Raw genomic sequence first — 25,472 nt, 5'->3', positions numbered from 1 at the left:
ACTCGGACCAACTGCCCAATCCGCTTAACTTTAACACCTGTTATGGTAACCGGGGCTGCGCATTTTCACAACTTATTAAGGAACCACTCTTCTCGGGGAGGTGGCCCTTAATTAGACGTTTCATCCGCTTGAGGGGGGTAGGAAAAGTCAATCTCCGTGGCTGCCGGTGGGGCCGGGACATTCGGTTGGTCGGGATCGAACTTCAAGTTGACCTCGAGTGCCGCCAATTCTACCTGTACGCTCAGGTCACTGGGATTCCCGGTCAAAGCAAAGGTCACGCTCAGCTCACTGAACTCTTGGCGGAACAGGACACGTCCGTCTCGCTTGTCGAGCAACAGGACTTCCAGGGCCGAGTTCATTTGCGGGGTCCGCGCATCGGGGCGATGCAATCGAGCCACCATCGCAACCACTGGCAAGCCACTCGACTGGAAGGTTTCCAGCAAGTAGTTGTCGTGCACCAAGGCGGGCTGGTTCCACAGCATCTTTCCCGTTTCGGTTTCAATCGCATAGACCTCGCCTCGCAGCAACGTCTCGCTATTGTCATACGGAATACTACGGAAATGAGGTCGCGGATTTATGTCGCGATAAACGGCCAGCAGGAACTGATCGTCCGACTCGACCGCTTTCAACTGAATGGCTTCGCCGTCGCGTGGAAGCTGATTGGCGTAAACCAATTTGCCATCAAGGATGTTGATGACCTGCATCTTGCCTGATTTGTCGAGCGTGGCAAACCATGGCTTGCGGTTGAGCAGGACACCTTTCGGGGATGACCCTGCCTCGAAGGTTTGCGTCCACAGCAGCTTGCCAGTTGACGCTTCGTACCCTTCCAGGCCTTGAGGACCGTCGCCGGTTGCCTTCTGCCAGACCACCACGACCCCTTCGCGAACCGTCCAGATCCGATCAGAACTAGGTAGTTCGACCGTCGAAAGCAGTTCGCCGTTGTCGGCAGAGATGACCTGGGCGGTGACGACGTCGCCAAGTTCGCCTCGTTCCCGTTCGTCATCTTCCGGAATGGCAATGATGTGTTTGTCGGTCACCACCAGTTCGCTTCCCATCGGAACTCCCATGCGTTCCCAATAGTTCACACCGGAAAGTGGATCGCGGCAGATCAACCGGCCGCCGATCTGGTAACAGATCAGATCGTGGTCGCCGGCGAACTGACCGATCGCCTTATGCGTGGTCACATCCCGGGCAGTCCGGTCCATTTCAGCGAAAGGATTCGATTTCTTCGTATAGACGTCGAATTCACGAGTACGGCGGTTTGCCCCGCCCATGCCATTTTGCAGGTCGGCATTCCACAGTAGACGCGACGAGTCATCGCTCGGCAGGTTGGGCATCATGTTGAAGGCCTGCAGTTCGCTTCCCAGAGACATCACCAGCAGATGACCAAACTGTTGGGCGTGCAAGGCGCCAATCTGCGGCTGGTACAGCTTTCGGCCACTCTGCGTAGTGAACGGAATGCGAACCGTTGGGTTGCCGAATTCATCGCGGACGATGATCAGGTTCGCTTCGCTATCCAAAAGCAGCGAGTAGTTCGTGCGATATTGGTCGTTTTGTTCTTTCAAGCGAATCGGATAATCGACTCGGCTGAAGCCCTGATTTTGATGTTCTTTCACTTCCACTGCGGCGGAAGCATACGGCCAGAGCGGCTTGTCGCGAACGATATCGGCGGCGACCGGATCCCACTGCTGCAAGGCAGCGACCTGGCGACCGGTGCGGCTGCCATCGACAGCGACGCCGCTGAACGGACCGGAGATCTGCTTGAACCATTTGGCCGATTCGTTCTCCAGACCCGACTTCTTCAGGCCAGAGGCTTGCTGATAAACGAGTGGACCGAGCTTATCAAGTTCGATGCCTTGATCCATCAGCGTACGGACGACTGCTTCTCCTTGCAGGATCAGACCCTTCGCATAGAGCTGTTCCGCCAGCTTCAAACGGGCCTCGCTCGCGGCGGGGAAACGTGGGAAGCGGTTGACGAAGCGGGCCAATTGCGAACGGTCTCCCGCATCGGCCGCCAAGATCTTCTCTAAGCGTTCATGCACGGCGGCGTCGGCACGCTTCCGCTCTTCTTCGGTCATCTTGTCACGCAGCATGCTGATCTTGCCGCGGGCCCAGCGATCGGCGCTGGCTTCGACCATCGGATCGAAGTCATGGATCAGCAGTTCGTTGGGCACGACCTGCGAGCTGAGGTATTCGTCGGTCAGATCGAGGAAGGCGAAGTAACGCGTCAACGCTTCGTCATTCAAGCCTTCCGCGTCCATGCCACGGGCCGTCAAACGTGCCAGGGCGATCCTTTCGTCCAGCGATTCGACGAGGCCTTCCAGTTGCGGCACGACGTCTCGGAACTTCGAGAAGTCTTGGCCCAAGGCTGCCAGTCCGGTCGAGACGAGCTGGGTACGGGTTTCTTCGGAAGGTTCGATATCGATCGAACTTTGCAGCGAGGCCAACGCACCTGCCAGGTCGCCATCATGCTTTTGCAGCTTGCCCAGCATTCGAAGGGCTTCGGCGTCGTTGCCATTCTTCGCCAGGCGAACGGTCACCTCGCGGCGGAGGGCATCGATTTGCTTGTACGCTGTGACGAACTCTGGGCTGACCGAGATCACGTAATCTTTGTAGCAGACCAGGTTGCCGAGCTCACCGACGGCTTCGATCGGTTCGCCCAGCTTGCCGTCGGCAAGGGTGATCGGGATGATCTGATTCTGCGAGGTCGGCAGGTAGTACTTTTCATCAAGGCGGAAACCATAACCGCTTGGAAGCGACTGGTCCGGGAGGCTGACATCGCCGGAACTCCACAGCGAGTCGCCGGTCTCGATATCAACGCCGGTGACCGAAGTCTTGCCCACGACCAAAGCGAGTTTGTCGGTGACCGTAGCCAAAGCTACGTTATCGCGACGTGGGCGTTCCCACAGCTTCTCGCCGGTGAGCAGGTCGATGCAATAGAGGTAGTCGGCGTCGGTCGGTGTGACGAGGACCTTCCCCTGATGGATCAGTGGGGTGCCGTCGTTCCAGCGGTCGGCCAAGGCCATGAAGTCGCTCGACTGATCGCGTCGCGTGGTGCGAATGCCAGGACGGTTGCGATCCGGTTCTTTGTATTGGAAACCCCACAGCAAGGTACGGTTCGACAAGTCGACCGCCACTACCGAGCCCGAGTTCGTCGGACAAACCAGGATACCACCCTTGTGCGAAGGGGATGCGGCCTGGAGGTAGGTTTCAAACAAATCGGCGCCGCCGTTGCTGGTCTGACGAGCGAGTTGCTGCGTCCAGTTCACCTTGCCGGTTTCGGCATCGAGGCAAAGCAAGCGAATTTCGTCGATCACCCCCGCCAGGATCAGCAGATCTTTGCCCAGCGGCAACGGCGGACCGAGGAAACGCGTTTCGGAAAGCTGATCGTCCGGGTTGTCTTCTTCGCTGGAGGCACCACCAATCTGCCAGAGAACGGCCCCTTCGCGCTCGATATCGAAGCAATAGAGGTGATTCTGCTGACCGGAGAACAGGCCCGACATCGGCTGCAAGCCACGGTTGGCCAGCAGGACACTCACGTTGTCGCCAGGTGGCTGCTCGTCGTGAACGTAGAACAATCGCGTGCCGTCCGACGAGAGGTGGCCAGAGCGGGCATCGGCCCAAATGGCTCGCTCAAACTCGCGACCGAGGCCAGGGAAGATGTTAGTCAGCAGGTCTTGTTCTTGCTGCGGCAGGTCGAGGTCGATGTTGTCCCATGGATACTTCCATAGCACTTTGCCGCTTTGGATATCGGTTGCCAACAAGCCGGCCGGCGTGCGAAATATCACCTGGTTGGCGACCACCACCGGATGGATTGCTGGAAAGACCGACACGCGGTTGTCTTGAAACCGCTGCATCGACTGACGGATCTCGTCTTGCTGCTGCCGACTTTGGGCCATGCGGGCGATCCACTGGATCTCTTGCAGCGGTTCGCTACCGCGGGAAGGCGCGGTGCGCGACTCCGAGCCTTGGAACATCGTCCAGGCATACGGAGGGAACTCAGACGAAGCCGTTACCTGGGAAAGCTGATCCAGAATTTGTTCCGGCGAAGTGCTGCCGACAATCTTCATGCCGGGAAGCAGCTTGCGGAGCGATTGATCGTCTTTCAACTGAGCAACGATCGCTTTGGCTTCTTCTTTGTCGCCCACCTCTCGCAGGCAGACGGCCCTCATCAGGTCGGTTTCGTTTTTGTATTTACGAGACTTTTCAGGCTTGAAATCAAGGCGTTTCAGCTCGAGCAGCGCCCCTTCCCACTGCCGGGAGTCCATCGCTTTGCGGGCCAGGATGATCGAGGCCTTCTCGCCCGCGGGTGTGAACAGGAACCGTCGCGAGACTTCCGACAGCCTACGCGGGTCGTTTGTGATCAACGCCTCTTGCAGCAAGGCGTCCGGCTCGCCGCCGACCAGCAGGTCGTACGCTTCGAGAACTTGCGGCGGCAGCTTGCGGACCATCTCGAGCGTGGCGGTCTTGATGCTGCTGGAAGTGGTTTGTTTCTTTTCGGTCAGCGGAACCAGGAAGTCTTCCGAGCTTTCGCCCGCCAGAATCGCGATCAGGTTCTGGGCGGCATCGGTCCACTGTTCTTTTTGAGCTGCCTCTTCGATCCGCTCCATCTGCAGGCGAGCTTCTCGTGGGATCGGCAGAAAGAACGACGACTCGAGGTCGATCTGCTCTTGGCCGGGCGTCGAGAACTGGGCGTGGGCCAGTTGAGGCGACGCTACGAGGGCTGCCAACGATAAAGGGATCGAGCAGCAGAAAAAGAGTTTCGGACAGATCGAAGTGAAGCGAGGGAGAGGTGATACATTCCGAAACATGAACATGCCCTGCATTTCCGTTGAAGGGAGGAGCGCGGTGATGAACGGCAATCCTGCCACGCGTTGTTCTGCCAACGCTTAATGTACTCTATTCCAATTTCTCTCAGGAAAACAAGTTTTGACATTCTTGGACAGAGAAATTGAGCCCTGGAAAGCGAGAAAATCGTGCGGGTTTACGTTACGGACATCTCGTCGATGGCGAATCGAGGCCCAATGACCCGGTAAAAGGCAGTGATTTTCGTGCGAACGGGGCACCTAAACATGCATGCAAGGCTGGGAAAAGCAGGACTAAAACCCTGAAAAACAGGTGCGACACCCGGTTTTCCGGCAAATTTCTTGCTATTTCCCGGGAAAACGGGCTTTTTGTGGTTTGGCTGTCTTGAAAAACCGTGGCAAACTTCTTTAATCGACGCGTTCCGGAAATCGGATATTAGTGACCCATTTTTACATTGGATAGCCTTTCTAGTAGGGAAACCCCATGGCAAAGAAAGCTGCAGCTGCAACCGTCAAGAAACCCCTCACCAAGACCCAACTGCTGGCTAACATCGCAGAGACCACGGGCGTTGCGAAGAAGGACGTCAGTGCGGTCATGGACGCGCTGTCCTCCGAAATCGGCAAGGCTCTGGGTCGTAGCGGTGCTGGCGCGATTGCCATCCCTGGCATCGTGAAGATTGAAAAGAAGAAGGTTCCTGCTCGTCCAGCCAAGAAGGGCGTGCCAAACCCATTCAAGCCAGGCGAACTGATGGACGTTCCAGCCAAGCCAGCCTCGACGAAGGTCAAGGTTCGTCCTCTCAAGAACCTGAAGGAAATGGTCTAAGCCATTGCCCTGTAGGGTCTTGCGTTCGACGTAAGAATCATAAAAGGCTCTCGGAATTAACGATTTCGAGGGCCTTTTTTGTGCGCTGATGAAAGAGAAAGGGTTCTCAAGCTGCCCTCCTCTGTCGAGGGGGTCTTAGGGCGATGTATTGCGTCCGGCCCCAAGCGAAACCATTCTAAAGAGCCGCCCTTGCATGGGCGCACAAAAAAAGCACGCTGGAAGCGTGCTTGAAGGTGGTCAGAGCCGGGATCGAACCGGCGACACATGGATTTTCAGTCCATTGCTCTACCAACTGAGCTACCTGACCTCATTTGGAAGGAGCTAAGTCTAGATGTCCGCTGGTGGGTTGTCAACTGGGGGGCGTTGAGGTGACTCTACTTACGTCATTTCTTGGCAAAATCATCAGACGTTGATCCGAATTGCACACCGTTTAAACAATCCCACGAGAGGATCGAGGCACCTAGAGGCTTACGGATACCTGGAAAGTATGGAATTATCTACGGGCCTGCGCAATTATTTACAGATTGCTTGACAAGGTGTTTCAACATTCCTAGTTTGAACGGCATTGCGGATTAGAGGGCCGGAAGAGGCAAAGAACGGCCCTTTTTTGGGGGAATAACGCCCCCACGTAGTTTTCATTCGCGAATCTTAGGCTGGCAATCTGGGTCATCGACGCAGGCCGACCGGTCACGGTTCTCGCAATAACCTACGCGCAACTCATCTTGGGAACAGAGTTACAATCCGATGACAATGTCAACGAAACCCGCGCGTCTGGTTGTCGTTTGCTGCGCCATGGCCCTTGTTTGGGCGATGAGCACCATTCGGCCTGCCTTCGCGTTGGGACCGAAATCGCCGGAAGTGCAGCAGATCGTTAAAGCTGCCAATGCCTATCTTGTAAGAGAAGGATCGCATCCGCGAGTTGGTGGAAAGTCTGTCATCGCTCTTGCCTTGATGAAATCTGGCACCGCAAAGGATCACCCTAAGATCAAAGAAGCGGTTGCCGCTTGTCAGCAGTTCGCTCAGAAGGTGCCGGAATACAAGCATGACGTTGTTTACGACGCCGGCCTGGCGCTGATCTTTCTGTGCGAACTCGATCCCGATAAGCACCACAAAGAGATCGACAACCTCGTCAAGTTCTTCATTCAGATCCAGAAGCCACATGGTGGTTATGGATATCAAGAGAAGGAAACAGGCGATAACTCGATGACCCAGTACGCGGCTCTTGGGCTGTGGCTGGCCAACGAGAATCACTTCGAGGTCCCCATCGAAAGCATCGCCGGTCTGACCAACTGGATCATGGCCGTGCAAGATCCGTCCGGTGCCTTCGGATATCAGGGGAACATTTCGGCGCCTGGTCGACCTCGGGTGAATCAAGCGGAGATTCGCCCAAGTCTGACGACCGCCGGTCTTTGCTCGCTCTACGTTTCCGCCGACGCGCTCGACATGAGCAACCGTCGGAAGAATGTCGACTCGGAATTGCCTTCAGGCTTTGTCGAGGTGACCGCTGACGAACGTGCCGAACGCATCAAGAAGGCTCGCGCGCTGGTCAATCGCGAGGCCCTCGCTTCGGTCAAGAAGATGGGTAATACCTGGATCGACGCGAACATCAAGTTCGAGGGGAACCGCTGGCCGTTCTACTTTTTGTACGCCCTGGAGCGTTACAAGGCGTTCTACGAACTCGATCTTGGCCAGCCTGATCCGAACCCCGTCTGGTACAACGAAGGCTACAAGTACATCAAGTCGATGGTGCACGAAAACGGTTCGGTCCGAGCGACTGACGAAGGTCCGCCGGTGGGGACTGCGTTCGCCATTTTATTTCTCGTGCGTGGGACGGCCGAAACGATCAAAAAGCACGTGAAGACCTTCGACAACGGTCTTCTGGCAGGCGGTCGTGGTCTTCCCGATGACTTGTCAGCAGCCGAACTGCGAAACGGAAAGATCGTCAACACAAAAGAGATTCCGGAAACGCAGAAGTTTCTCGAGATGCTGCAACAAGACGATGGCTCGCTCGACGATCTGGTCGATGCCGACATGACTTTCGATTTGAGCCTGACCGGAAGAGATCGCGAGATTGCCTTGCAGGCGGTCCGGCGAAAGTTACGTAACGGAAGTTACGCGGCTCGCCTGATGGCTGTTCGGGCCATTCGCGATGCCAAAGACTTCGAGAGCGTACCTGCCTTGATTTTCGCGTTGTCAGATCCAGACCCACGCATCGCGATCGAAGCCCGCGACACTTTGCGGTTCATCAGCCGCAAGATCGATGGCTTTGGGATGTCGAGTGACATGAATCCCATGAAGCGAGATGCCGCCATTTCGCAGTGGAAAGATTGGTACAAATCGCTGCGACCCAATGCTCGGTTTATCGATTAGCAGCATCTTTTCCCAGAAAGCCTTTTCTCCGCTCATGGCATCGATCGCCTCCGACAAAAAGAAAAAACATAAGCCAGCCCACAAAGACCTGGCTCGGGTTTCAGCTTACGACCAGGTCTCAGGCCTGTTGGTCACCTTGCTGTTAATGGTGGGGACCGGCGTGGGGGTGCTGTTTGTCATCTACCTCACGACACGAAACTGGGAAACCAACGTTTCGATCCCAGTGATCATTGAACCCGCCCCAGGCCGCGGAGACCATGCGATGGGCGTGGCTCAAGATCTGGAACCGCCAGGCCTTGAAGAGTTGGAAGAAGTTCTCGAACCGCAGATCGAAGCCAGCTACGAAGCGGTGACCGATGCGGTTACCTCGCAAGAGGCTGCCTTGGAGAACGTCGACGGCGCAGCCGTTTCGACCGACAGTGGTACCGGCCAAGGGGATAGTCGTCCGCTCGGTCCTGAAGGCAACGGCCCTGACGTCGTGCCTCGCTGGGAACGCTGGCAGATCGAGTTCTCGGGTTCCGACATCAACAACTACGCCAAGCAGCTCGACCATTTCAAGATCGAGCTTGGCATGGCAGGCGGTGGTCAGCAGACGATCGACTATGCGTCGAAGTTTTCTGCCGGTGGACCGACACGTCGAACCGCATCTGGCAAGGAAGAGGACCGACTTTACTTCACGTGGCAGTCAGGTTCTTTGCGAGAAGCCGACCTCGAACTTCTAAAGCGAGCCGGAGTCGACACGCGTGGTCGCATTCCGATGCAGTTCTACCCACCCGACACCGAAAACCTGCTCGCTTACATCGAGCAGCAATATATGGGGGAGCGTCCCCTCACCACGATTCAAAAGACAGTCTTCGGCATCAAGCCCGCTTCGGGCGGATACGAGTTTTTTGTCATTCGTCAGATGTATCGTCAACCGAGATAGCCCAAAGCGAATTCAGCGGTAACCAGATATGGACATTTCCGGACTTACAAACATTTTCGCCACGTCGATGTACGGGGCGTTGGCTCTTGTTGCTCTCTGGGGCATCTATTGCGTGACCATGGTTTGGGCTCGCGTCGCTCAGAAGCGGTTTCGTAGCGAAGCCCAGCAAGATGCCTTTCTCGAAGCGGTGGAAGAGCCGTTGGAGCGTGGCGACTTCGAAGAAGCTTCCGAGCTTTGCGAATCCGATCCGCGTGCCCTGCCCCAGTTGGCTTACCTGGCCATCGAGAACCGCGAGATCGGTTACTCGCAGGTCAAGCAGTTGGTGGTCGAGCGTTTCCAACGGGATGTGCTGGCCGACCTCGACCATCGCATCAGTTGGATCAACACGGTCATCAAAGGTGCTCCGATGGTCGGTCTGCTCGGTACGGTGACCGGTATGATGGGTGCGTTCGCCAAGCTGGCCACCGCCGACAAAGTCGATGCCGGTGCGATGGCGAACGACATCAGTCTCGCGCTGATCACCACCGCCCTTGGTCTGGTGATCGCGATTCCTCTGACGTTCGCGTTGAACAGCATCAACATCCGCATTCGCAAGATGGAAGACCTGGTTGCTGTCGGCCTTACTCGGTTCATGGGTTCGCTTCGTGAAGCGATCGCCACCGAAACGATGCACGAACTTGAAGAGGTCGGGGTCATCTCCGAGTAATCTCAGAGGAACAGAGCCATGTCGAACGAACTGGTCGAACTGGAAGAAGGCGAGATCATGCCGGCTCGCCGGAAGCCGGAAGAAGGCGATCTCGACATCACCCCGATGATCGATATCACGTTTCTTCTGCTGATCTTCTTCATCGTCACGTCGAACCTGCAGCAGCAAACGGCCGCCCAGATGCCTGAAGCGAAGAATGGGACCACGGTCTCGTCGCTCGATTCGGCGGTCATCACGTTGACGCCAAGCGGAAGCAATGGTCGTGCGACGGTTTACCTGGGAGATGGCATCACGGCCGAAACCATGGCCGACGGTGCCGACTTGAACCGGCAAGAAGAACTGATCGCCGACTACATCGAGCGATCGTTCGCCGGCACCATCGAAAGTGGTGTTCCCAAGCGACACTTGCTGATCAAGGCGGATGGCAAGGTGACCTATGGCGAAGTCGAACGCATTGCGTTGGCCGCTTCGCGCGGAGGGCTGGTCGACACGATCGAACGCCTTTACCTGGGGGTTCAAGACAAATAATGAGCAACGGCGTCTTTCGATTTCGATGCCCGGCGTGCGGCGACTTGCTTTCGGCAAGCGTCGATATGGTGGGCGGCACGACGTATTGCTCGAACTGCGATACCCGTCTGGAAGTTCCCAAGCCTGCCCGGTTGAGCGATGAGCACAACCAGGAAGAGTTGATGGAACTGACCACCGAAGACGTGGTGGTGGCCCCCAAGCCAAAGCCACGCGAGATGGAAAATGTGGTCGCCCAAGAACAGCCGGTTGCCTTCAAGAAGGAACGCGCAGGCCAGGATGGCGAGCTCGACCTGACGCCGATGGTCGACGTGACGTTCCTGTTGCTGATCTTTTTCATGGTGACCGCTTCGTTTCAGATGCAGAAGTCGATGGAAGTTCCGGCTCCCAAAGACAACGCACCCAGCGCGGCCGCCCAGGAACAAGAAGATCCCGAAGACGATCCCGATACCATCACAGTGCGGATCGATTCCTTCAATACCTACTTCGTCAGTTGTGCGGGGTGGGATCAGGAACGCGAAGCACCGAGCGAGCAGGAAATGTATCGCCAGATTCGCGAAGCTCGCGCATCTAACCCAGCACAGCCACCGCGGACGCTGCTGGTTATCGCTCATGTCGAGGCTTTGCACGAAAAGGTCGTCGCCGCCCTTGATGCTGGTGCTGACGCCGGCGTCGACTCGATTCGGCTGACATCGACCGAGGAAGACATATGACGTCTGCCTAGCATCCTGCTCCTCACCAGATTCGTTCACTAGCAAAGAAATCAAAAGCAACGATGAACATTTCGGACTTTATCGATCTGATCGAAGCCCACGACTACATGGCGGACAATCAAATTGCCTCCATTCGTCGTCAGCTCAGCACGGGCACTCTCGACATGTCGATCGAGGAGTTGGTGCGGTTTCTGCTCGAGAAGCAGCGGCTGACCAAGTATCAGGCCAAAAAGCTGCTGGCCGAAGCCCGCTCGGGGGTGACCGCCGACTCGCTACCAGTCAGCGATGCTCGTCGACGTGCTCAAGAGAAATGGGTTTCTGCCGATCCGGTGGAAGATGAGATCGCCGAGATCGGTGCCGACGACATGGTCGCGCTCGATGACTTTCCGACTTCGGAAGGTGGCTTGGGAGGCGATCCGTTTGGCCTGGGTGGTGCCGACGAAGCAGCCTCGGAAGACGATCCTTTTGGCGAAAAAGGTGACGGCGAACCGGAAGACAAGAAAAAGAAGGGTCACAAAAAGAAGACCAGCCGAGCCAATCCGTGGGATTCGCCACTGCTGCTGATCGGTGGAAGCAGCTTGATCTTGATGCTGCTCGTCGGTGCCCTGCTTTACTTCTGGCTGGCATTCGATAGCGGCGACGAAATGTTCCAGGCCGCCGAGAAGAGCTACCGCGGTGGCTCGTACGTGCAAGCCGCCGCCGAGTACGACAAGTTCATCAAACGCTTCCCCGACCACCCCAGTGCTCCGCTGGCGGAAGTTCGCCTCGGTATGGCAGCCCTCTGGAATGCAGTGGAAGGTGGCAGCAATTGGGAATCGGCCCTGACTACAACGCAAACCGTGTTGCCGGAAATTAATCAGCTTCCAGCATTTGAGGAAGCGCGACCTGAGTTGGCTTCGATCTTGCCGGAGATTGCCACCGGCTTGGCCGAGAACGCTCAGAAGAGTGGCGCCGTCGACGAAAAAGAACGTCTGGCCAACCTGGCGGACGAAGCGATGGCGTTGGTTAACGATCCGGTTTACATGCCGACCTCGATGCGTGAGACGCAGCAGCAGAAGATTGAGACGATCGCCATGAACCTGGTGCGTGTCCGCCGCGATGTCGATCGCGACCGGGCCCGCAATGAAGCTCTGACGCAGATTGAAGCCAACACGGCCAGTGGCAAGTTCCAGGAAGTGTATCAACTTCGCCGAACGTTGCTCGATTCGTACCCTGCCCTGCGAACCGACGAAGGTTTGGTCGCAGCGGTGTCAAAAGCGGCCATGACGCTGGCAGATCAGGTCAAGCCAATCGAAACTTTCCCAATGGCCATCGCCGGCGACGCCGACATGGCCAATCCGTTGGCTCAGGTCACCTACGTTCAACGAGAGCCGATGCTGCCTGCCTCGGAAGACTCGGAAGTGGTTACCTTCCGTCTCGATGGTGCGGCTTATGCCATCGAACTCGATTCGGGACGCATGCTGTGGCGGCGTTACGTAGGCATGGCCGAAAATGCTCAAGCCGTTTCGTGGGTGGCCGACGACGGTCAACCGATGGTCGCTTTGATTGATGCTGCCGAAGGGCAGCTCGTGGCGATCAACGCTCGCACCGGCAAAGTGGCTTGGCGGCAAGAGTTCGCCAGCACGCTCTTCCGCCCAAAGGTGTTCGAAAACGCTTTGCTGGCGGTCGAAGCGGACGGTAAGGTCTGGAAGCTCTCGAAAGAGACCGGCGAAGTGATGAAGGCAGTTCAGTTGCCACAAAAGGTTTCGGCTCCACTGGGGATGCTGGCCGATGTCAGCGCCGTGTTTGCCGTGGCGGAACACTCGAACTTGTTCGTCCTTTCGCCTGACGATTTGAGCTGCACCGAAGTGGTGCCGATTGGTCACGAAACAGGGGCAATTCCCGTCGAGCCAACCGGCACGCTGCGGCATCTGTTTCTGTTCGAGAACGCCGGTCTGGAATACAGCTTTGTGCATGTCTTCAACGTGAACGCCGCCGGTGGCGAGGCGACACTGGTGCAAGATGTCGTTCGCCAGTCGGGACAGATTCTCGTTCCGCCAATCATCTCCGATTCGCGATTGATTGCCACCAACGATCGCGGCGAAGTGCTGGTATACGAAGTGAACACCGCCGCCAAGGAAGTTCCGGCTCGATTGGTTGCGGCCACGAAGTCGGACAGCTCGGAACCGATCATCGGTTTCGCTGCGGTCGATCGAGGCATGTTGTGGGTGTGCGGTCGCCGCATGACCCGCTACGTGATGCAGCTCTCGCGAGGTTCGGTCGTGCGAAAGATGGTCGATCACGACGGCGACACGTTCGTCGCCCCGCCGCTGATTCGTGGCGATCAGATTATCTCGGCGCGTCGTAACCCCGACGCCGATGGCTTCGTCGTGCAGGCTCAACGGATCGGAGGCAACCGGCTCGATAAGATCTGGAAGACAACCGTCGGCGCCCCAACCGCTGGCAAAGCCTTCGAGCTGAAGGGAGCCCCGACGCCGCTGGTCGTCACGACCCGTGGAAGTGTTTTCCCGCTGCCGAAAGGAAAGCTCGGCTCGATCGAGATCCTCGATAATCCTGAGCTGAAGCTGGACGTTACGACGCAGAACTATCAGTTTGCCTCCGGCGATAAAGTCGACGACACGACGCACGTCTTCTATCCGCCCGATGGCCAGAACCGAGCTTTGACCATCGGCATGGGTGGTGGCAAAGTGATCTCGCGAATTGTGAGCTGGGAGATCCCGGTCACGCCGCGAGCCACCGTCCCTTCAGTTTGGAATCAACAAGTTCTGGTGCCCACGAAAATGGGCCAGATCATGGTGGTGGATCCAAAGACCGGTGCTGCCGACGTGCAGCCGTTTCAGCCAAAGCTGGAGTTTGGCGAACTCATTCAATGGTCTTCGCCCGCGAATGTTGCCGGGTCGGTTCCTTCGGTCGTGCTGAGTGACGGCAAAGCAAGAATGTTCCGCCTTGGAGTCGAAACGAGCCCTGAGCCTTACCTGACCGCGCTCGATCAGATCGAACTGGAAGAACCGATGAGCGGCCCGATCGCCGCCGCTGGGCTGATGCTGGTAGGCGTCGGTGCGAAAGATGGCCAAGAGTATCTGCGATTGTTCCAATTACCAGAACTCGCCGAACAAGAGCCGATCGCCATCGCTGGCGACGTTGTCTGGGCACCCCATGCCGCCGACGGCCGCGTCTACTGTGCGACCTCGGAAGATGGCCTGGTCGCGATCCGAGACGACTTCTCGGTCGCTTGGAAATGTCCGCTGGAAGGTCGCACGATCGCCAGCACACCGATCATGGTCGGCAATATGCTGGCCGTTTCGTTCAGCCAGGGAGAGCTCTGGTTGATCGACGCGGAAACGGGTCAACCCACCTCGCAGTTCGATATCGGCGAACCGCTGGGCGAAGGCATTTCGTACTTCAACGGCGAGCTGTGGGCACACGGTTACGACGGAACCCTTCACGGCATTCCAGTGGAGGACCTGATCCAGTGAAGTCGTTTTACGAACTAACACGCGTTCTCACCTGGCTGGCTCTGCTAGGGCTGCTGGGGCCTAGCACGGTCTTCGCTCAGGAAGAGAAACCGGAAGAAGAAAAAATTCCGGTCGAAATGACCAAGCCGCTGCTCGAACGCCAGCCGTACGATCTGGTGCTGGTCGACACGGCCAAAGATGGCAAGCCAGTGCGGATCAAGCCGCAGGTCTTTCCTGGCGGACGTCCACCAAGCGGAACGCCGACCGGCAACCTGACGATCGAATTGGTCGATGTTCCCGGCCGTCAGTTCGCGATCTCTTGGCGAAACGTCAAGCGTTATCAGCAGTTCCCGCAGTTGCTGCTCGACGAAGCACGATCGCAACTTCAGGCAAAGAACTTCGACCTTAGCTTCCGCTACTTGCAGCGGCTGAAGAACGAATACGCCAACTATCCGGGGATCGACGCGATTCTGGAAGAGTTACTTGTGCAGAATGCGCTCGAGCGGTTCCAGTCTGGCGCGCTTGATGAAGCGCTCGGTATGCTGGAGGAAGCTCGCCGGAAGTATCCCAACCGACGGAATCTCGACACGTCGATTCAAAGCGTCGGCCAGCGCCTCGTTCAGGGGCAGATCGATGCCGAGAACTGGGAATCGGCGCGGCAATTGATCGGCCGGTTCGAGAAACTTTACGGTCAGGCGTTCGAGGAAAGTATCAACAAGTGGCGGGCCGAAATCGCTCAGCGGGCCGAATCCGAAATGAAGATCGCTCGCCAGCAGATCCAGCAGAAGGATTACCGCTCGGCCTTGAGGGCGACTGAAATGGCGCTTTCGATCGATCCCGATATTCCGTCGGGCAAAGAGCAACTCAATGAACTGATCCGTCGTTATCCGCAAGTCCGAATCGCCACGCTTGCCCCAGGGGAAGCGAATCCGCCGCACTCGACGCTGACGCTCAGCGGTCGCCGTAACAAGCGGCTGATCTATCGCGATCTTTCCGAGATCGTCGGCTACGGTCCGGAAGGTGGCGAATACATTTCACCGTTCGGGACCATGCTGCGGCCGACCGATCGTTTCGAGATGACGGTGGTCGTACGTGATCGGTTGACGCCGGTCACTGGTTTCGATCTTTCGCGACAACTGCAAGATCCGGCTTCGCAAAACGACCCGATCGTTGCGCGATTGACTCCTTTGATTGAAGACCTTGCCGTGCGTGAGGTTCGCCAGGTTGATTTGCGATTGCGTCTACCGCATGTTCGTCCGGAAGCGTTGTTCGGGTTTGTGCCCCGCAAGGGAGATGTCTCGAAGTTCCCGGTGCCGCAGAACGGACCATTCCGCGAAGCAACCTTCCAGGATGAAGGCCATGCGTTCGTGCCGGCCGAGGACTTCAAAGCGTCCGCCAAGTTGCCGCCCAGCGAAATTCAGATGCTGCCGTTTGCCTCGTCGGCTGAAGCCATGTCGGCGCTCAATGCCGGGGAAGTCCACATGGTCGACCGTCTCGACCCGGCGACGGCCAAACGTTTACTGGTGGAAACACCGGATGACCTGGTGGTTGATCACTACCGAGCACCAACGATGCATATTCTGGTGCCGAACCTCGATAACCCTTACCTGCAGAATCGCGACTTCCGCCGTGGGGTGCTGTATGGAATCAATCGGCAAGACATCCTGCATTCGCGTTTGCTGGCCGGCGAAGATCTGGAAGGGTGTGCCGTGGTGAGTGCTCCGATTCCAGTCGGGATGAATCTGGAAGATCCGGTCGCGTACGGCTACGATCCATCGATCGAACCTCGCGAATACGCACCGCAGATGAGCATCGCCTTGCGGGCAATTGCTGCGGGCGAGATGCGAAAGCAAGCGGAAGAATTGAAACAAGCGTTGATTCCGCTCGACAAACTGGTGATCGGCCATCCGAACTCCGAGATTTCGAGTCAAACCTGTTTGTCGATTGCCCAGTACCTGAAACGGATCGGTTTGCCGTGCGAACTGAAGGTGGTGAGCCCTGAAATCACCAGCCCAGCCGAAGCAGGCGTCGATCTGCTGTATGCCGAAATTCAAATCGCCGAGCCACTGATCGATGTGCCGCGGATGTTCGATCAATACGTGCCGCTGGTGCATCAGCGACAATACTTCCAACTAGCACTTCGCCAACTGGGCGAATCGCAGAGCTGGCAGGAAGTTCGCGAGCGGTTCTGGTCGTTGCATCGATTGGCTCACGACGACTTGTTGATCCTGCCGCTGTTTCAAACGCAAGATTACTTCGTCTACCGGCGTTCGCTGGGGGGCGTTGGTTATCAACCCATCAGTCTGTTCCAGCAGGTCGAACGCTGGGATGTCGCCCCTGCACTGGACGTGGTGAAGAATTGAAGTTTCCCACTATGAACGCACCGTTGAAAACTCGAGTTCCTTGCGCGTGGGCATGCGTGCTACTGCTGTGTGGAACGAGCATGGCAGTCGGGGCGGATCAGCTTCCGTGGGAGATCGATCCGTATCGAACCCAGGTCTGGATCGAACCGGACGCGTCGTGCCACGTCGACGATGGCTTCGTCACGCGACTGGGGGATCGACTACAGCAGCAAGGCTATGCCACCAGCGGCGCCGTGATGCGGACCAGCTACGAGTTGGCTCCCCTCCCCTTGAGCCGCTGGATGAGCGAATCGGCCGATCCGGCTCGGTTTGCTGAACAACTGAAAGAACTGGGAATCGAGCCTTACCAGTGTGATCGGGTGCATCTGATTTCGCTGGAACGGGATGGTGACTGGAAGATTCGCTTTCGCGAGTTCGATAGCCTGACCCAGTCGTTTGGTGCTGTGCACGAGGCAGCGGTTCAACAGCGAGAATTGGTTTCCTCTGCGATACTGCGTTTGAGCTATGCGAAGTTCGCTCCGTTGGCTCGGGTCAACGAAGTGCAGAAATCGAACATCACGCTGACCGCTCGCGGGGCAACGTTGGTCGAAGAAGAGGCAATCAGCCGAACGCAGCGCTGGAGCGAAGCGGTTGGGCAAATTCCACCTGCGGAAGATACTGAGGTTGATTGGGACGCGTTGCCCGCGGCGGCTCCCTCGGAAAGTCCACTTCCCGAAACGGTGCCTGGGCTGGTTGGTCCTGGCGAAGCGTTGCAGCCGGTGCTGCGGCGTAACGATCGCCAGGGAAACCTGGTTGCCAACGGCATCGTGTTCATGCCGTGGACTTACATCCGCTGCGAAGAAAACGATGGCCTGCAACTGAAGGGCTCGATGGTGTCGGGCTACAGCCAGGCGATGCCAGGTCGACGCAACGTGCGAACGCAGCGTCTGGCGATTGGCATCCGGCCGCTGTTCGACTCGACGACGCTAAAGCTGGTCGACAAGACTTCCGAAGACACACCGCTCGCCGGATACGAAATCTACGCCAAGAACGCGGATGGCCCGGAACTGGTGGGGGCCTCGGATGCCAACGGCAAAGTGGTTATTCCGAACGACCCGAAGAACAGCGTACGTTTGCTGTACGTTCGTAGCGGTGGCAATCTGCTGGCTCGTTTGCCGGTCGTACCAGGCTTCGAGCAGTCGACCACTGCCCGGATCACCAACGATGGTCCGCGGTTGTTGGCGGAAGGTTTTGTCGAAGGTTGGCGTGATCAGCTGATCGATACCATGGCTCGCCGGCAGATTCTGTCGCAGCGCGTCGAACGTAAGATTGAAGAAGGCGAAATCGAAGAAGCGGAACGCTGGCTGGCCGCACTGCGGTCAGGCCGCACGGTCAACGAGTTGGCCTTCGATCTGCGAACCGCCAAGGGGCAATTCCTGAAAGACAACAAGCTCGATCCGACGATCAAGCGGCGAATCGATCAGTTGTTCGAGAAAGGACAACGTCTGGTTGCTCAAGACAAATCGCTGCTGGTCGAAGGCAAGCTGGCCCGCGATTTGGAAGCCGCGAAAAAGAACGCGTCGCAGCCCTAGGGTCTGTGGCGATCGGCTATTGGCTGATAATCGTCGCGACGTACGCGACGATCGCCCCAAAGATGGCCGAGGCTGGCAGCCCAAATACGAGCGCCATGATCAATTGCTTCTCGCGACGGGTATACCGCGTGACGATCGGAATTGGTGGCGGAATGGTGCCCGATCTTCGTGAATCGCGAATCGTCTTCGTGTCTTGATCGGCCATCAACGATTGAACCGTCGACTGTGAATACTGACTCGGTTGTTCCGAACCAGATTCCGACAATTCGTAGACGTTCGAGCCAACTTCCGTATCGTTTAGACGAGCCGATTCGACACCGGTATAAACGGGCGGAGGTGGCTGCCAGGCCGACTTGATTGGTTGGCCGGTGAAGTCGGTCGCGCGATGATCGGAAGCCCAAGGCTCGAGCCGGGCAACCACTTCGCTGGCGGACGCAATCCGGCGAAGCGGATCTTTCTCCATCATCTCGGCGATGATTTCGACCAGTTCGCGATCAATATTCGGATTGAACCGATGCGGATGCAGCGGCGGCTCTTCGCAGTGACGCCGTGCCTTATCTTTCACATTGCCGCCCGGGAAAGGCACCTTGCCGGTCAACGCGTAATAGAAGGTACAGCCGAGTGAGTAGATGTCCCACTTGGCCGAAACGTCGTGCGGATCTCGAATTTGTTCGGGGGCGAGGTAATCGATCGTGCCGACAATCTTGCCGAGCTTTGATTCCTCGGAGTTGTCATTCATGAAGTCGGCCAGCCCCAGGTCCGAGACCTTCGAGGTGCCGTCCCGGGTTACCAGGATGTTGCCTGGTTTGACGTCCCGGTGGATGAGTTTCTTTTCATGGGCATATGCCAAACCGCGAGCTGCCTGGGAAACGATGCTGGCCGCCTGATGCTGGTTTAAATGCCCTTTGGCACGTACCAGCCGGCGAAGATCGGTCCCGGGAACATATTCGGTCACCAGAAAATGGACGTTACCATCCTGACCGGCGTCGTAAGCGCGCACCAGGTTGGCATGATCCAACTGGGCCTGCATGCGAATCTCGCGGAGAAACCGCCCGATCGCTTCCGGCGTCGATCGCTGTTGGGGAAGCACCTTGATGGCGACTTCGCGACCCATGAAGTTGTGTTCGGCTTTGAACACCTGACCCATGCCCCCCTGACCAATCCAGTCGGTGATGACGTATGGGCCAAGGGTCAATTTGCTCAAGCCTTTCGAGAGTTGATCGGCTTGATATTGGGTGAGCAGCTTCGAGTTCACCATGAACTCGGAAAGTTCGTCGTCCGAGAACTCGTGCTTCAGCGAGCCTTCGCGCAGCGTCTTCATGGCGTCCTCGAGCTGCTTTGCAGTCACAAGGCCACTGGCAAGCGCGGAATCTCGGAATTTCTTCGTTTGAGAGCTGGGCACCGTTCGGATCGATTGAAGAGGCTTGAGGCTTTGTTATTTTAGCTTTCGAGCGTGGTTTTAGGGGAGGCTTCGCTAGCCATAATTTCGTCAAAATACGAAATTCCCCTGCGTATTGTTGTCATTCGGCAGCCCGTAAGCATAGGTTTCACAGGAACTTCCGCCAGCTACTGGGAATCGGGCTGCTGATGGTCAGGTTTTGTCGAGTAACCGGATGTTGAAGGACCAGTTGGGCGGCATGCAGGGCAATTCCCTCCGGAAACGGGTCGGAACTGCCATATTTTCGGTCACCTAATATAGGGAGGCGGCGGCTGGCCAGCTGCACGCGAATCTGGTGTTTTCGCCCGGTGATCAATTTGATTTTCAGCAAATAGCCGCGCTGGGCTTCTTCGACTGAATCGATCTCGAGTTCCGCTTTCTGCCCGTCGCCAACCTGATTTCGAGAGGCAACCATGCGATGGTTCTTTTCGTCTTTACGAATCCAATCGCGAAGGGTTCCCGTTTCGACGACTCCCGTTCCGGAAACAATCGCGCGATAGGTCTTCTCGGTCGAGCGAGCCCGGAATTGTTCGCTGAGACGCTTGGCTGCCTTCGAAGTTCGCGCGAAAATCAACACGCCGGTTACCATCCGGTCCAATCGGCTAACAACGCCTAAAAACACGTTGCCAGGCTTGTCATACTTCTCCTTCAAGTAAGCTTTGACCTGGGTGACTGCGCTCTCTTCGCCATCGCTGACCCCCATGGTGGGCAGGTCTGCTGGTTTCGCAATCGCGATGAGGTGGTTATCTTCGTACAGGACTTCTAAGGGAGGCAACGCAGATCTTTCTGGTGAATCGATGATGGCGAACTTCGCAGGCTCTCTCATTTTGGCCAGCCAATCTCCTCGACGACAACTCCTGTTAAAGGAGGCAGGCTACGATGTTACGGTAATCGTTCCGAACGACCACGCTGAAACGCCTCCTCGGGCAGACGAATCACCGCGGGAATCGGTTTTACGCATCGCTCAGGAAAAAGCAGCTGACGTTGCGGCCCGGGTCGAGTCGGGACTTATTCTAGCAGGCGATACGTTGGCAGAACTTAACGGCCAACCGCTGGGCAAACCTCGCGATCGAAACCATGCTCGCGAAATCTTGCAGACGCTGCGCGGCGAAGATCATTATGTTTGGTCGGCCATTTGTTTGTGGCGACGTCCCGATAACCACGTATTGGTCGACGTCGATCAAACCGTCGTCCAGATGGCAGCACTTTCGGACGAAGCGATTGAAGAGTATCTCGATTCTGGCTTGTGGGAAGGCAAGGCCGGCGCTTTCGGCATTCAAGACCGGACCGGCTGGGTGCAAATCGACGAAGGAAGTTTGTCGAATGTCGTTGGCTTGCCGATGGAACTTCTTTCACGGATGCTGACTCAAATGGGCGAATCTGTTTGACTTGATCCCTGCGGCGCGTGAGGATCGATCCCACACAGGAGGTCGACTCATGAAAATTACCCAACTGGCTCAACCGTTTCTGGTTCGCGGAATCGATGCGGTGGTGTTCGTTTCTCTCGGACTGTCTGGCTATTGGGAATTGATCGGTCTGGCAATTATCTGGGGCGCCGTGGTCGCCCTCGCCATTCGCGGCGGAATTGAAAATGCCCCTGCGGCAAACTGGCAACGACCGCTGACGCGCAAATCGCAAATTTCCACTGGGCTTGTTCTACTCGGCCTGGCGATGAGTCCCTGCATTGTGTTTGCCATCGGTTGGGGAATCTTTCCGGCGCTCGCATGTTGCTGGCTGGTTTGGTTCGGCATGGGGCTGATGATGACCATCCTGCGACATCTTCGCGGACCGATTGTGATTCCGCCGCAAGAGACCTGGTCTGCCGCGGCTGCGGTGCGTGAGACCTGAAAAATGAGCCAGGCCGAAGGAAATTCGCCGGTAACGATTCACGAATCGTGGCGATGGGCCGCCGCAGCTGTGGCAATCATGCCACTTCTCTATGTGCTAAGCGTCGGCCCGGTCTTGGGAATCGCGTTTTGGCTTCGCGAAGCAACCGGCTGGAATTTTTTCTACGGCGCGATGTATCTGTATTATCCGCTTTTGGCGTGGGGACATTGGAGCCCCATGGAAGAATACATCGAGTGGTGGGTCTCCGATGTCTTTCAAACGGTCGGACCTGGCTAAAACCGATCGGTCGCGTCTCAAGAAAATTGAAAACTTGTCTGTAATGAAATCGAAAGTCAGGCGACCAGAGTCGAAAGGAGCCTGATTCGTGAACGATCCACCCCCTTCAATCACCGCCGAGAATTCAATTGTGACGCAGCATGCCCAAGCGGTGTGGGGCGTCATCGTGCGAATTCTGGGAAACGATGGCCACGACGCGGCCGATTGTTTGCAGCAAACATTTCTCGAATTCGTCGAACACGAGCGAAAAAAATCGGTTCGTTCGGCGTTAGCTCTCTTAAAACGCATCGCCACAAGCCGCGCGATCGATCTCGTCCGCCGCAGGATTCGGGAACGAAACCGTATCGAATTGGCCGATCCCGACGAAGTAATCGCGACGAAAAGCTTGCTTCCAGGGCGTCAGTTAGAAGCGGAAGAACTTCGAGAAGCCCTGCGGGAAGCGATTACGAAATTGACCGACGACCAAGCCAGCGCGTTTGTGCTGACGGCGATCGAAGAACTTTCTCACCAAGAAGCGGCCGAAGTGATGGAAACCTCGGCCAATCACCTGGGCGTGCTGCTTCATCGGGCCCGAATCGTGTTGCGGGAACAACTTTCGGAATATGCCCCCCAGAAAAGGAGCGTGTCATGAATCACGATATTGAATCGAAGCCTGATGACGACCTGTTGGAGCAGGCAACCCAGGCCATGAAGGACGCTCCGGTGAGTTCGGTACCGATCGGATTACTCGAAAAAATTGAAAATGATCGAAGCGAACTTCCCTTCCCCACATCGCAACAGCAGGAAGAGCGAAGAATCTTTCGCTTCATCTTGGCTACCAGCGTGTTGGTGTTGTTGGGATTCTTGGTTTGGCGATCGATCGAAGCCCCCAAAGTTGCCTTGGCCGACATATTGAAAAAGGTCGTCGCCACGAAAACTTTTCAGGCAAACGTTCATGCCGACGAAGCCCAGGGCCTTTTGACCTCGGTCGAAGGAAAGCAGCGTTTCATTTCAACCGATGGCAGTAGCGAATTATTTGGCGAAGTGGGATCGGGCAAAGCAGTCCAACTCGATCACGCCAACAAAATTGCCTACGAGCTGGCAGGCAGCAACACGATGGTTTCGACCGATTTCGTTTCATTGATCCAAAAATTGGCGGACGCAGGGACCGAGCCAATCAACGACTACGTCACGCCGTCCGGAAAACATTTTTCCGGTTTGTCAGGCAAGTTTCTGTGGGGAATGAAGCCTGACGACCAGGTTCCGGCCAAAGTACAGGTCTGGTCCGATGCCGAGACCGAATTGCCGGTCCGATTAAAAGTTGTTTTAGAAACCAACCCGGAGACGATCTTTGTATTCGACGAGATCAAGTTTGATACTCCGATCGACGCTTCGACCGTAACGATGAAGATTCCTGAGGAATATCAGAGGTTAGGAGACCAGCAGCTCGCCCCGCCGATCTCTTCCGAAGTGGCGGAAGAAAAGGATCTGGTTTTGAAGCCAGGGGTAGGTATTGGGAAAATTCAATTCGGAGCGACCCGCGCAGAGATTGCCGCGGAATTTGGCGAACCAGAGCTTACTCTGTTCAATGATTACCTTTGCTACCCTTCGCTGGGGATGCAATTGGTTTTAACCGGCCGTGAGCCCGACAAGTTGGGGATGATCATTGCGAACCCGGCCGACGCGGCGAACTTGCGAAAGAACCCATTCCCTGGCCGAACCGAAGAAGGAATTCGAATCGATTCGACGCGCGAGCAAGTCATCGCGGCGTATGGCGAGCCTGACGCACCTCACAAAAATTCGCCGCAGCATCCGGTCGTGCAGGATTTGAGCTACGGTGCGAAGAGAATCAGATTCATCTTGCTGGAAGACAAGGTCGCCCAGATTATTTTGGCTCGACCTTAATTGGCAACCGACCGCTTGCTTAGAAGCCGCCTTGGTAGTCCGAGAGTAGTTCTCGATCGGATAAAATGATCGGGCTCTTTCTTCCCAAGAAGAAAAATGCCGAGGCGGCATCGAGTGCCTGCTTTTTGCGGGCAAGGTAGTAGTCGAAGTACTTCAGCCAGAAGAACGAAATCCGCGAACCGAAGCTGACGATTCCTCGCATCCGCTGCGAAGAAAAGAAGCTCAGCAAAAAGTAGCGCAGCGACCACGCCAACGCGACACCAGGTCCGCAGCTAATCCCGCTATCGATTTCTTCAAAATGGCGGAACAGACGGCGATGGCCCAAACGGGTGAACCGGGTGAAATCGTACTGCCGGCCATGGACCTGTTGAATGAAAGGGGTGTCGGCATAGACTACGCCGTCATCTTTCAGCACGCGATAAATTTCGTTGACGCAACGAAGCGGATCGACGACATGTTCAAGCACTGCCTGAACGATAACCGCATCGAACGAGCCATCATGAAATGGCAAGTCGTGGGCATCGCAGATGATTTGGGTTTGTGGTCCCCAAGAAACGTCGGTCTCGACCCATTCAATGTTGGCATCGTGAAGCGCGTCGCCGAGTCCGGCACCGATCACACCCCCGCCTACCACCAAAACGCGCGCTTTTCCCGGGCGGTGTTTGAGTAGATCAAGCAGCTTCCGGGCATTCTTCTCGGCGTTGACGTTCAGCGACACATCCGGAATGTTGTGGCTGATCCATTCCCGCCATTTAGGGATCGAACGGAAGAAGGTGTCTTCTTTTCGCAAGAATTGCTGGGTGTCGAAGATACTATTGTCTTCGCGGACCAGGATCGGAACACCCTCGGTTGTTGGGAACTGCGTATGGCAATCTTCCCCCGTGCAAACTGCCATTTCGCCACGTAACTCCATATTGCTATGGCATTTAGGGCAAGCAATGATCTGCCAATCGAGAGTAGCGGCCATATTCGGCAAGTCCTTGGGCGACGGGGGCAATGAAGATCTAGAGATCGCCACAAGGATAGGTCGCATTCTAGGACCAGGCGGGTATTTTCGCTTAGTCGAGATCGAACTCCTCGCCGTTTTCCGTGCGCAGAATCGCCCCGCTGAAACCTTTGGTCCCTCGTTGGCGTTCGATGATCAGTTCGCCACTCCCCTTCGGACCGGAGATGTCGAACAGAAGAACGTCATCATTACCGTACTCTTCACGAGCTTGCTGGCTCTTGGTGAAGTTCATGCTGAAGCCTTCGATTTCGCCGATGTGTTCCTGAATCGCTGGGTTGTCCCCATATTTGGAACGCACTTCGGTCGCGATCGCTTCCATACCAGCGCTCCAGCCGAACCAAGCCAGTCCGCCGCACGAAAGACATCCGAGCAACGCCAAGCCGCCGACTGCGGCCAAGACAATCAGGACAACTTTCTGCGCGCCGCCGAATCGGGCCTGGTGATGTTGAGGCGAAAACATGGATGCGAATCCTTAAGCGTTAACAGCAAACCTTCCAGATCACTCATCGACATTCCCTATTCAGAATCGGGGTCGATTTCTGTCTGTTGTACTGGCCCGAAGAACCGGAAGAAACCCCTGGGCAGGAAGATGTGAGGAACGATTCAACACGCAATCAATTCGTCCGCTCTGAATCGACTTCACAGAGGGGGATTCGAGCTAAGCAAAACCCTTGAACTTCGCATCAGGGCAACAAAAAAGCCCCGTTCGTTAGAACGGGGCTTTGAAGTGTAAATGAATCCGGCGATACCTACTTTCGCACTGG

General features: G+C 56.5%; 19 protein-coding genes and 1 tRNA gene. 14 read left to right on the top strand and 6 right to left on the bottom strand.

What is annotated here, in order from left to right; all coding sequences use genetic code 11:
• Nucleotides 1-107: 107 nt before the first annotated feature.
• Complete coding sequence (locus ABD890_RS02300; protein ID WP_345085368.1) at nt 108-4,730, bottom strand: outer membrane protein assembly factor BamB family protein; 4,623 nt, start codon at nt 4,728-4,730, stop codon at nt 108-110.
• A gap of 559 nt (nt 4,731-5,289) precedes the next feature.
• Here ABD890_RS02300 and ABD890_RS02295 point away from each other — a divergent pair.
• Entirely contained in the window at nt 5,290-5,628 is a 339-nt protein-coding gene (locus ABD890_RS02295) for an HU family DNA-binding protein (RefSeq protein ID WP_345085366.1), read from the top strand.
• A 234-nt stretch (nt 5,629-5,862) separates the two neighbouring features.
• Here ABD890_RS02295 and ABD890_RS02290 read toward each other — a convergent pair.
• A tRNA-Phe gene (locus tag ABD890_RS02290) sits at nt 5,863-5,935 on the bottom strand.
• Between the two features lie 443 nt (nt 5,936-6,378).
• Between ABD890_RS02290 and ABD890_RS02285 the strand changes: the two genes are divergently transcribed.
• From ABD890_RS02285 to ABD890_RS02250, 8 genes are all read left to right on the top strand, one after another.
• Nucleotides 6,379-7,998, top strand: coding sequence for a hypothetical protein (locus ABD890_RS02285; protein ID WP_345085364.1), 1,620 nt, complete (start codon nt 6,379-6,381; stop codon nt 7,996-7,998).
• Between the two features lie 34 nt (nt 7,999-8,032).
• On the top strand, nt 8,033-8,923 hold the full coding sequence (locus ABD890_RS02280; RefSeq protein WP_345085361.1) for a hypothetical protein: 891 nt from the start codon (nt 8,033-8,035) through the stop codon (nt 8,921-8,923).
• A gap of 28 nt (nt 8,924-8,951) precedes the next feature.
• Nucleotides 8,952-9,629 carry a MotA/TolQ/ExbB proton channel family protein gene (locus ABD890_RS02275; RefSeq protein ID WP_345085358.1) on the top strand — a complete coding sequence of 226 codons (678 nt, stop codon included), beginning with the start codon at nt 8,952-8,954 and terminating at the stop codon, nt 9,627-9,629.
• Between the two features lie 18 nt (nt 9,630-9,647).
• Nucleotides 9,648-10,157: an ExbD/TolR family protein gene (locus ABD890_RS02270; protein WP_345085356.1), complete on the top strand. Its 510-nt coding sequence runs from the start codon at nt 9,648-9,650 to the stop codon at nt 10,155-10,157.
• A complete protein-coding gene (locus tag ABD890_RS02265) occupies nt 10,157-10,867 on the top strand; it encodes an ExbD/TolR family protein (protein WP_345085353.1) in 711 nt (236 codons plus the stop codon). Before ABD890_RS02270 ends, ABD890_RS02265 begins: the two co-directional genes overlap by 1 nt.
• Nucleotides 10,868-10,929: 62 nt before the next feature.
• Nucleotides 10,930-14,343: an outer membrane protein assembly factor BamB family protein gene (locus ABD890_RS02260; RefSeq protein WP_345085350.1), complete on the top strand. Its 3,414-nt coding sequence runs from the start codon at nt 10,930-10,932 to the stop codon at nt 14,341-14,343.
• Nucleotides 14,340-16,685, top strand: a complete 2,346-nt coding sequence (locus ABD890_RS02255) for an ABC transporter substrate-binding protein (protein ID WP_345085347.1) — start codon at nt 14,340-14,342, stop codon at nt 16,683-16,685. Before ABD890_RS02260 ends, ABD890_RS02255 begins: the two co-directional genes overlap by 4 nt.
• A gap of 80 nt (nt 16,686-16,765) precedes the next feature.
• On the top strand, nt 16,766-18,256 hold the full coding sequence (locus tag ABD890_RS02250) for a hypothetical protein (protein ID WP_345085344.1): 1,491 nt from the start codon (nt 16,766-16,768) through the stop codon (nt 18,254-18,256).
• 16 nt (nt 18,257-18,272) lie between these two features.
• On the opposite strand, the gene ABD890_RS02245 is transcribed toward ABD890_RS02250, so the two are convergent.
• Together ABD890_RS02245 and ABD890_RS02240 are read right to left on the bottom strand one after the other, a co-directional pair.
• Nucleotides 18,273-19,577 (bottom strand): serine/threonine protein kinase, encoded by a 1,305-nt coding sequence (locus ABD890_RS02245; protein WP_345085341.1) that lies wholly within the window; start codon nt 19,575-19,577, stop codon nt 18,273-18,275.
• A 226-nt stretch (nt 19,578-19,803) separates the two neighbouring features.
• Nucleotides 19,804-20,469, bottom strand: a complete 666-nt coding sequence (locus ABD890_RS02240; RefSeq protein ID WP_345085339.1) for an RluA family pseudouridine synthase — start codon at nt 20,467-20,469, stop codon at nt 19,804-19,806.
• 22 nt (nt 20,470-20,491) lie between these two features.
• Here ABD890_RS02240 and ABD890_RS02235 point away from each other — a divergent pair, with 22 nt between their 5' ends.
• The 5 genes from ABD890_RS02235 to ABD890_RS02215 all read left to right on the top strand — a co-directional run bounded on the left by ABD890_RS02235 (nt 20,492) and on the right by ABD890_RS02215 (nt 23,702).
• Entirely contained in the window at nt 20,492-21,082 is a 591-nt protein-coding gene (locus tag ABD890_RS02235) for a Maf family protein (protein WP_345085336.1), read from the top strand.
• Nucleotides 21,083-21,131: 49 nt separating this feature from the next.
• Nucleotides 21,132-21,542, top strand: a complete 411-nt coding sequence (locus ABD890_RS02230) for a hypothetical protein (protein ID WP_345085333.1) — start codon at nt 21,132-21,134, stop codon at nt 21,540-21,542.
• Nucleotides 21,543-21,545: 3 nt separating this feature from the next.
• Nucleotides 21,546-21,818 (top strand): hypothetical protein, encoded by a 273-nt coding sequence (locus ABD890_RS02225; RefSeq protein ID WP_345085330.1) that lies wholly within the window; start codon nt 21,546-21,548, stop codon nt 21,816-21,818.
• Nucleotides 21,819-21,906: 88 nt separating this feature from the next.
• Nucleotides 21,907-22,449, top strand: a complete 543-nt coding sequence (locus ABD890_RS02220; RefSeq protein WP_345085327.1) for an RNA polymerase sigma factor — start codon at nt 21,907-21,909, stop codon at nt 22,447-22,449.
• Nucleotides 22,446-23,702 (top strand): hypothetical protein, encoded by a 1,257-nt coding sequence (locus tag ABD890_RS02215; protein ID WP_345085324.1) that lies wholly within the window; start codon nt 22,446-22,448, stop codon nt 23,700-23,702. Before ABD890_RS02220 ends, ABD890_RS02215 begins: the two co-directional genes overlap by 4 nt.
• A 19-nt stretch (nt 23,703-23,721) precedes the next feature.
• On the opposite strand, the gene ABD890_RS02210 is transcribed toward ABD890_RS02215, so the two are convergent.
• Entirely contained in the window at nt 23,722-24,669 is a 948-nt protein-coding gene (locus ABD890_RS02210; RefSeq protein WP_345085321.1) for a methyltransferase domain-containing protein, read from the bottom strand.
• Nucleotides 24,670-24,760: 91 nt separating this feature from the next.
• Nucleotides 24,761-25,168, bottom strand: coding sequence for a hypothetical protein (locus ABD890_RS02205; protein ID WP_345085318.1), 408 nt, complete (start codon nt 25,166-25,168; stop codon nt 24,761-24,763).
• Nucleotides 25,169-25,472 lie beyond the last annotated feature (304 nt).

The sequence above is a fragment of the Bremerella cremea genome, assembly GCF_039541315.1.
GTDB lineage: Bacteria > Planctomycetota > Planctomycetia > Pirellulales > Pirellulaceae > Bremerella > Bremerella cremea.
Note: the sequence above shows the minus strand (reverse complement) of the source record. Positions and strands in the feature narration are given on the sequence as shown.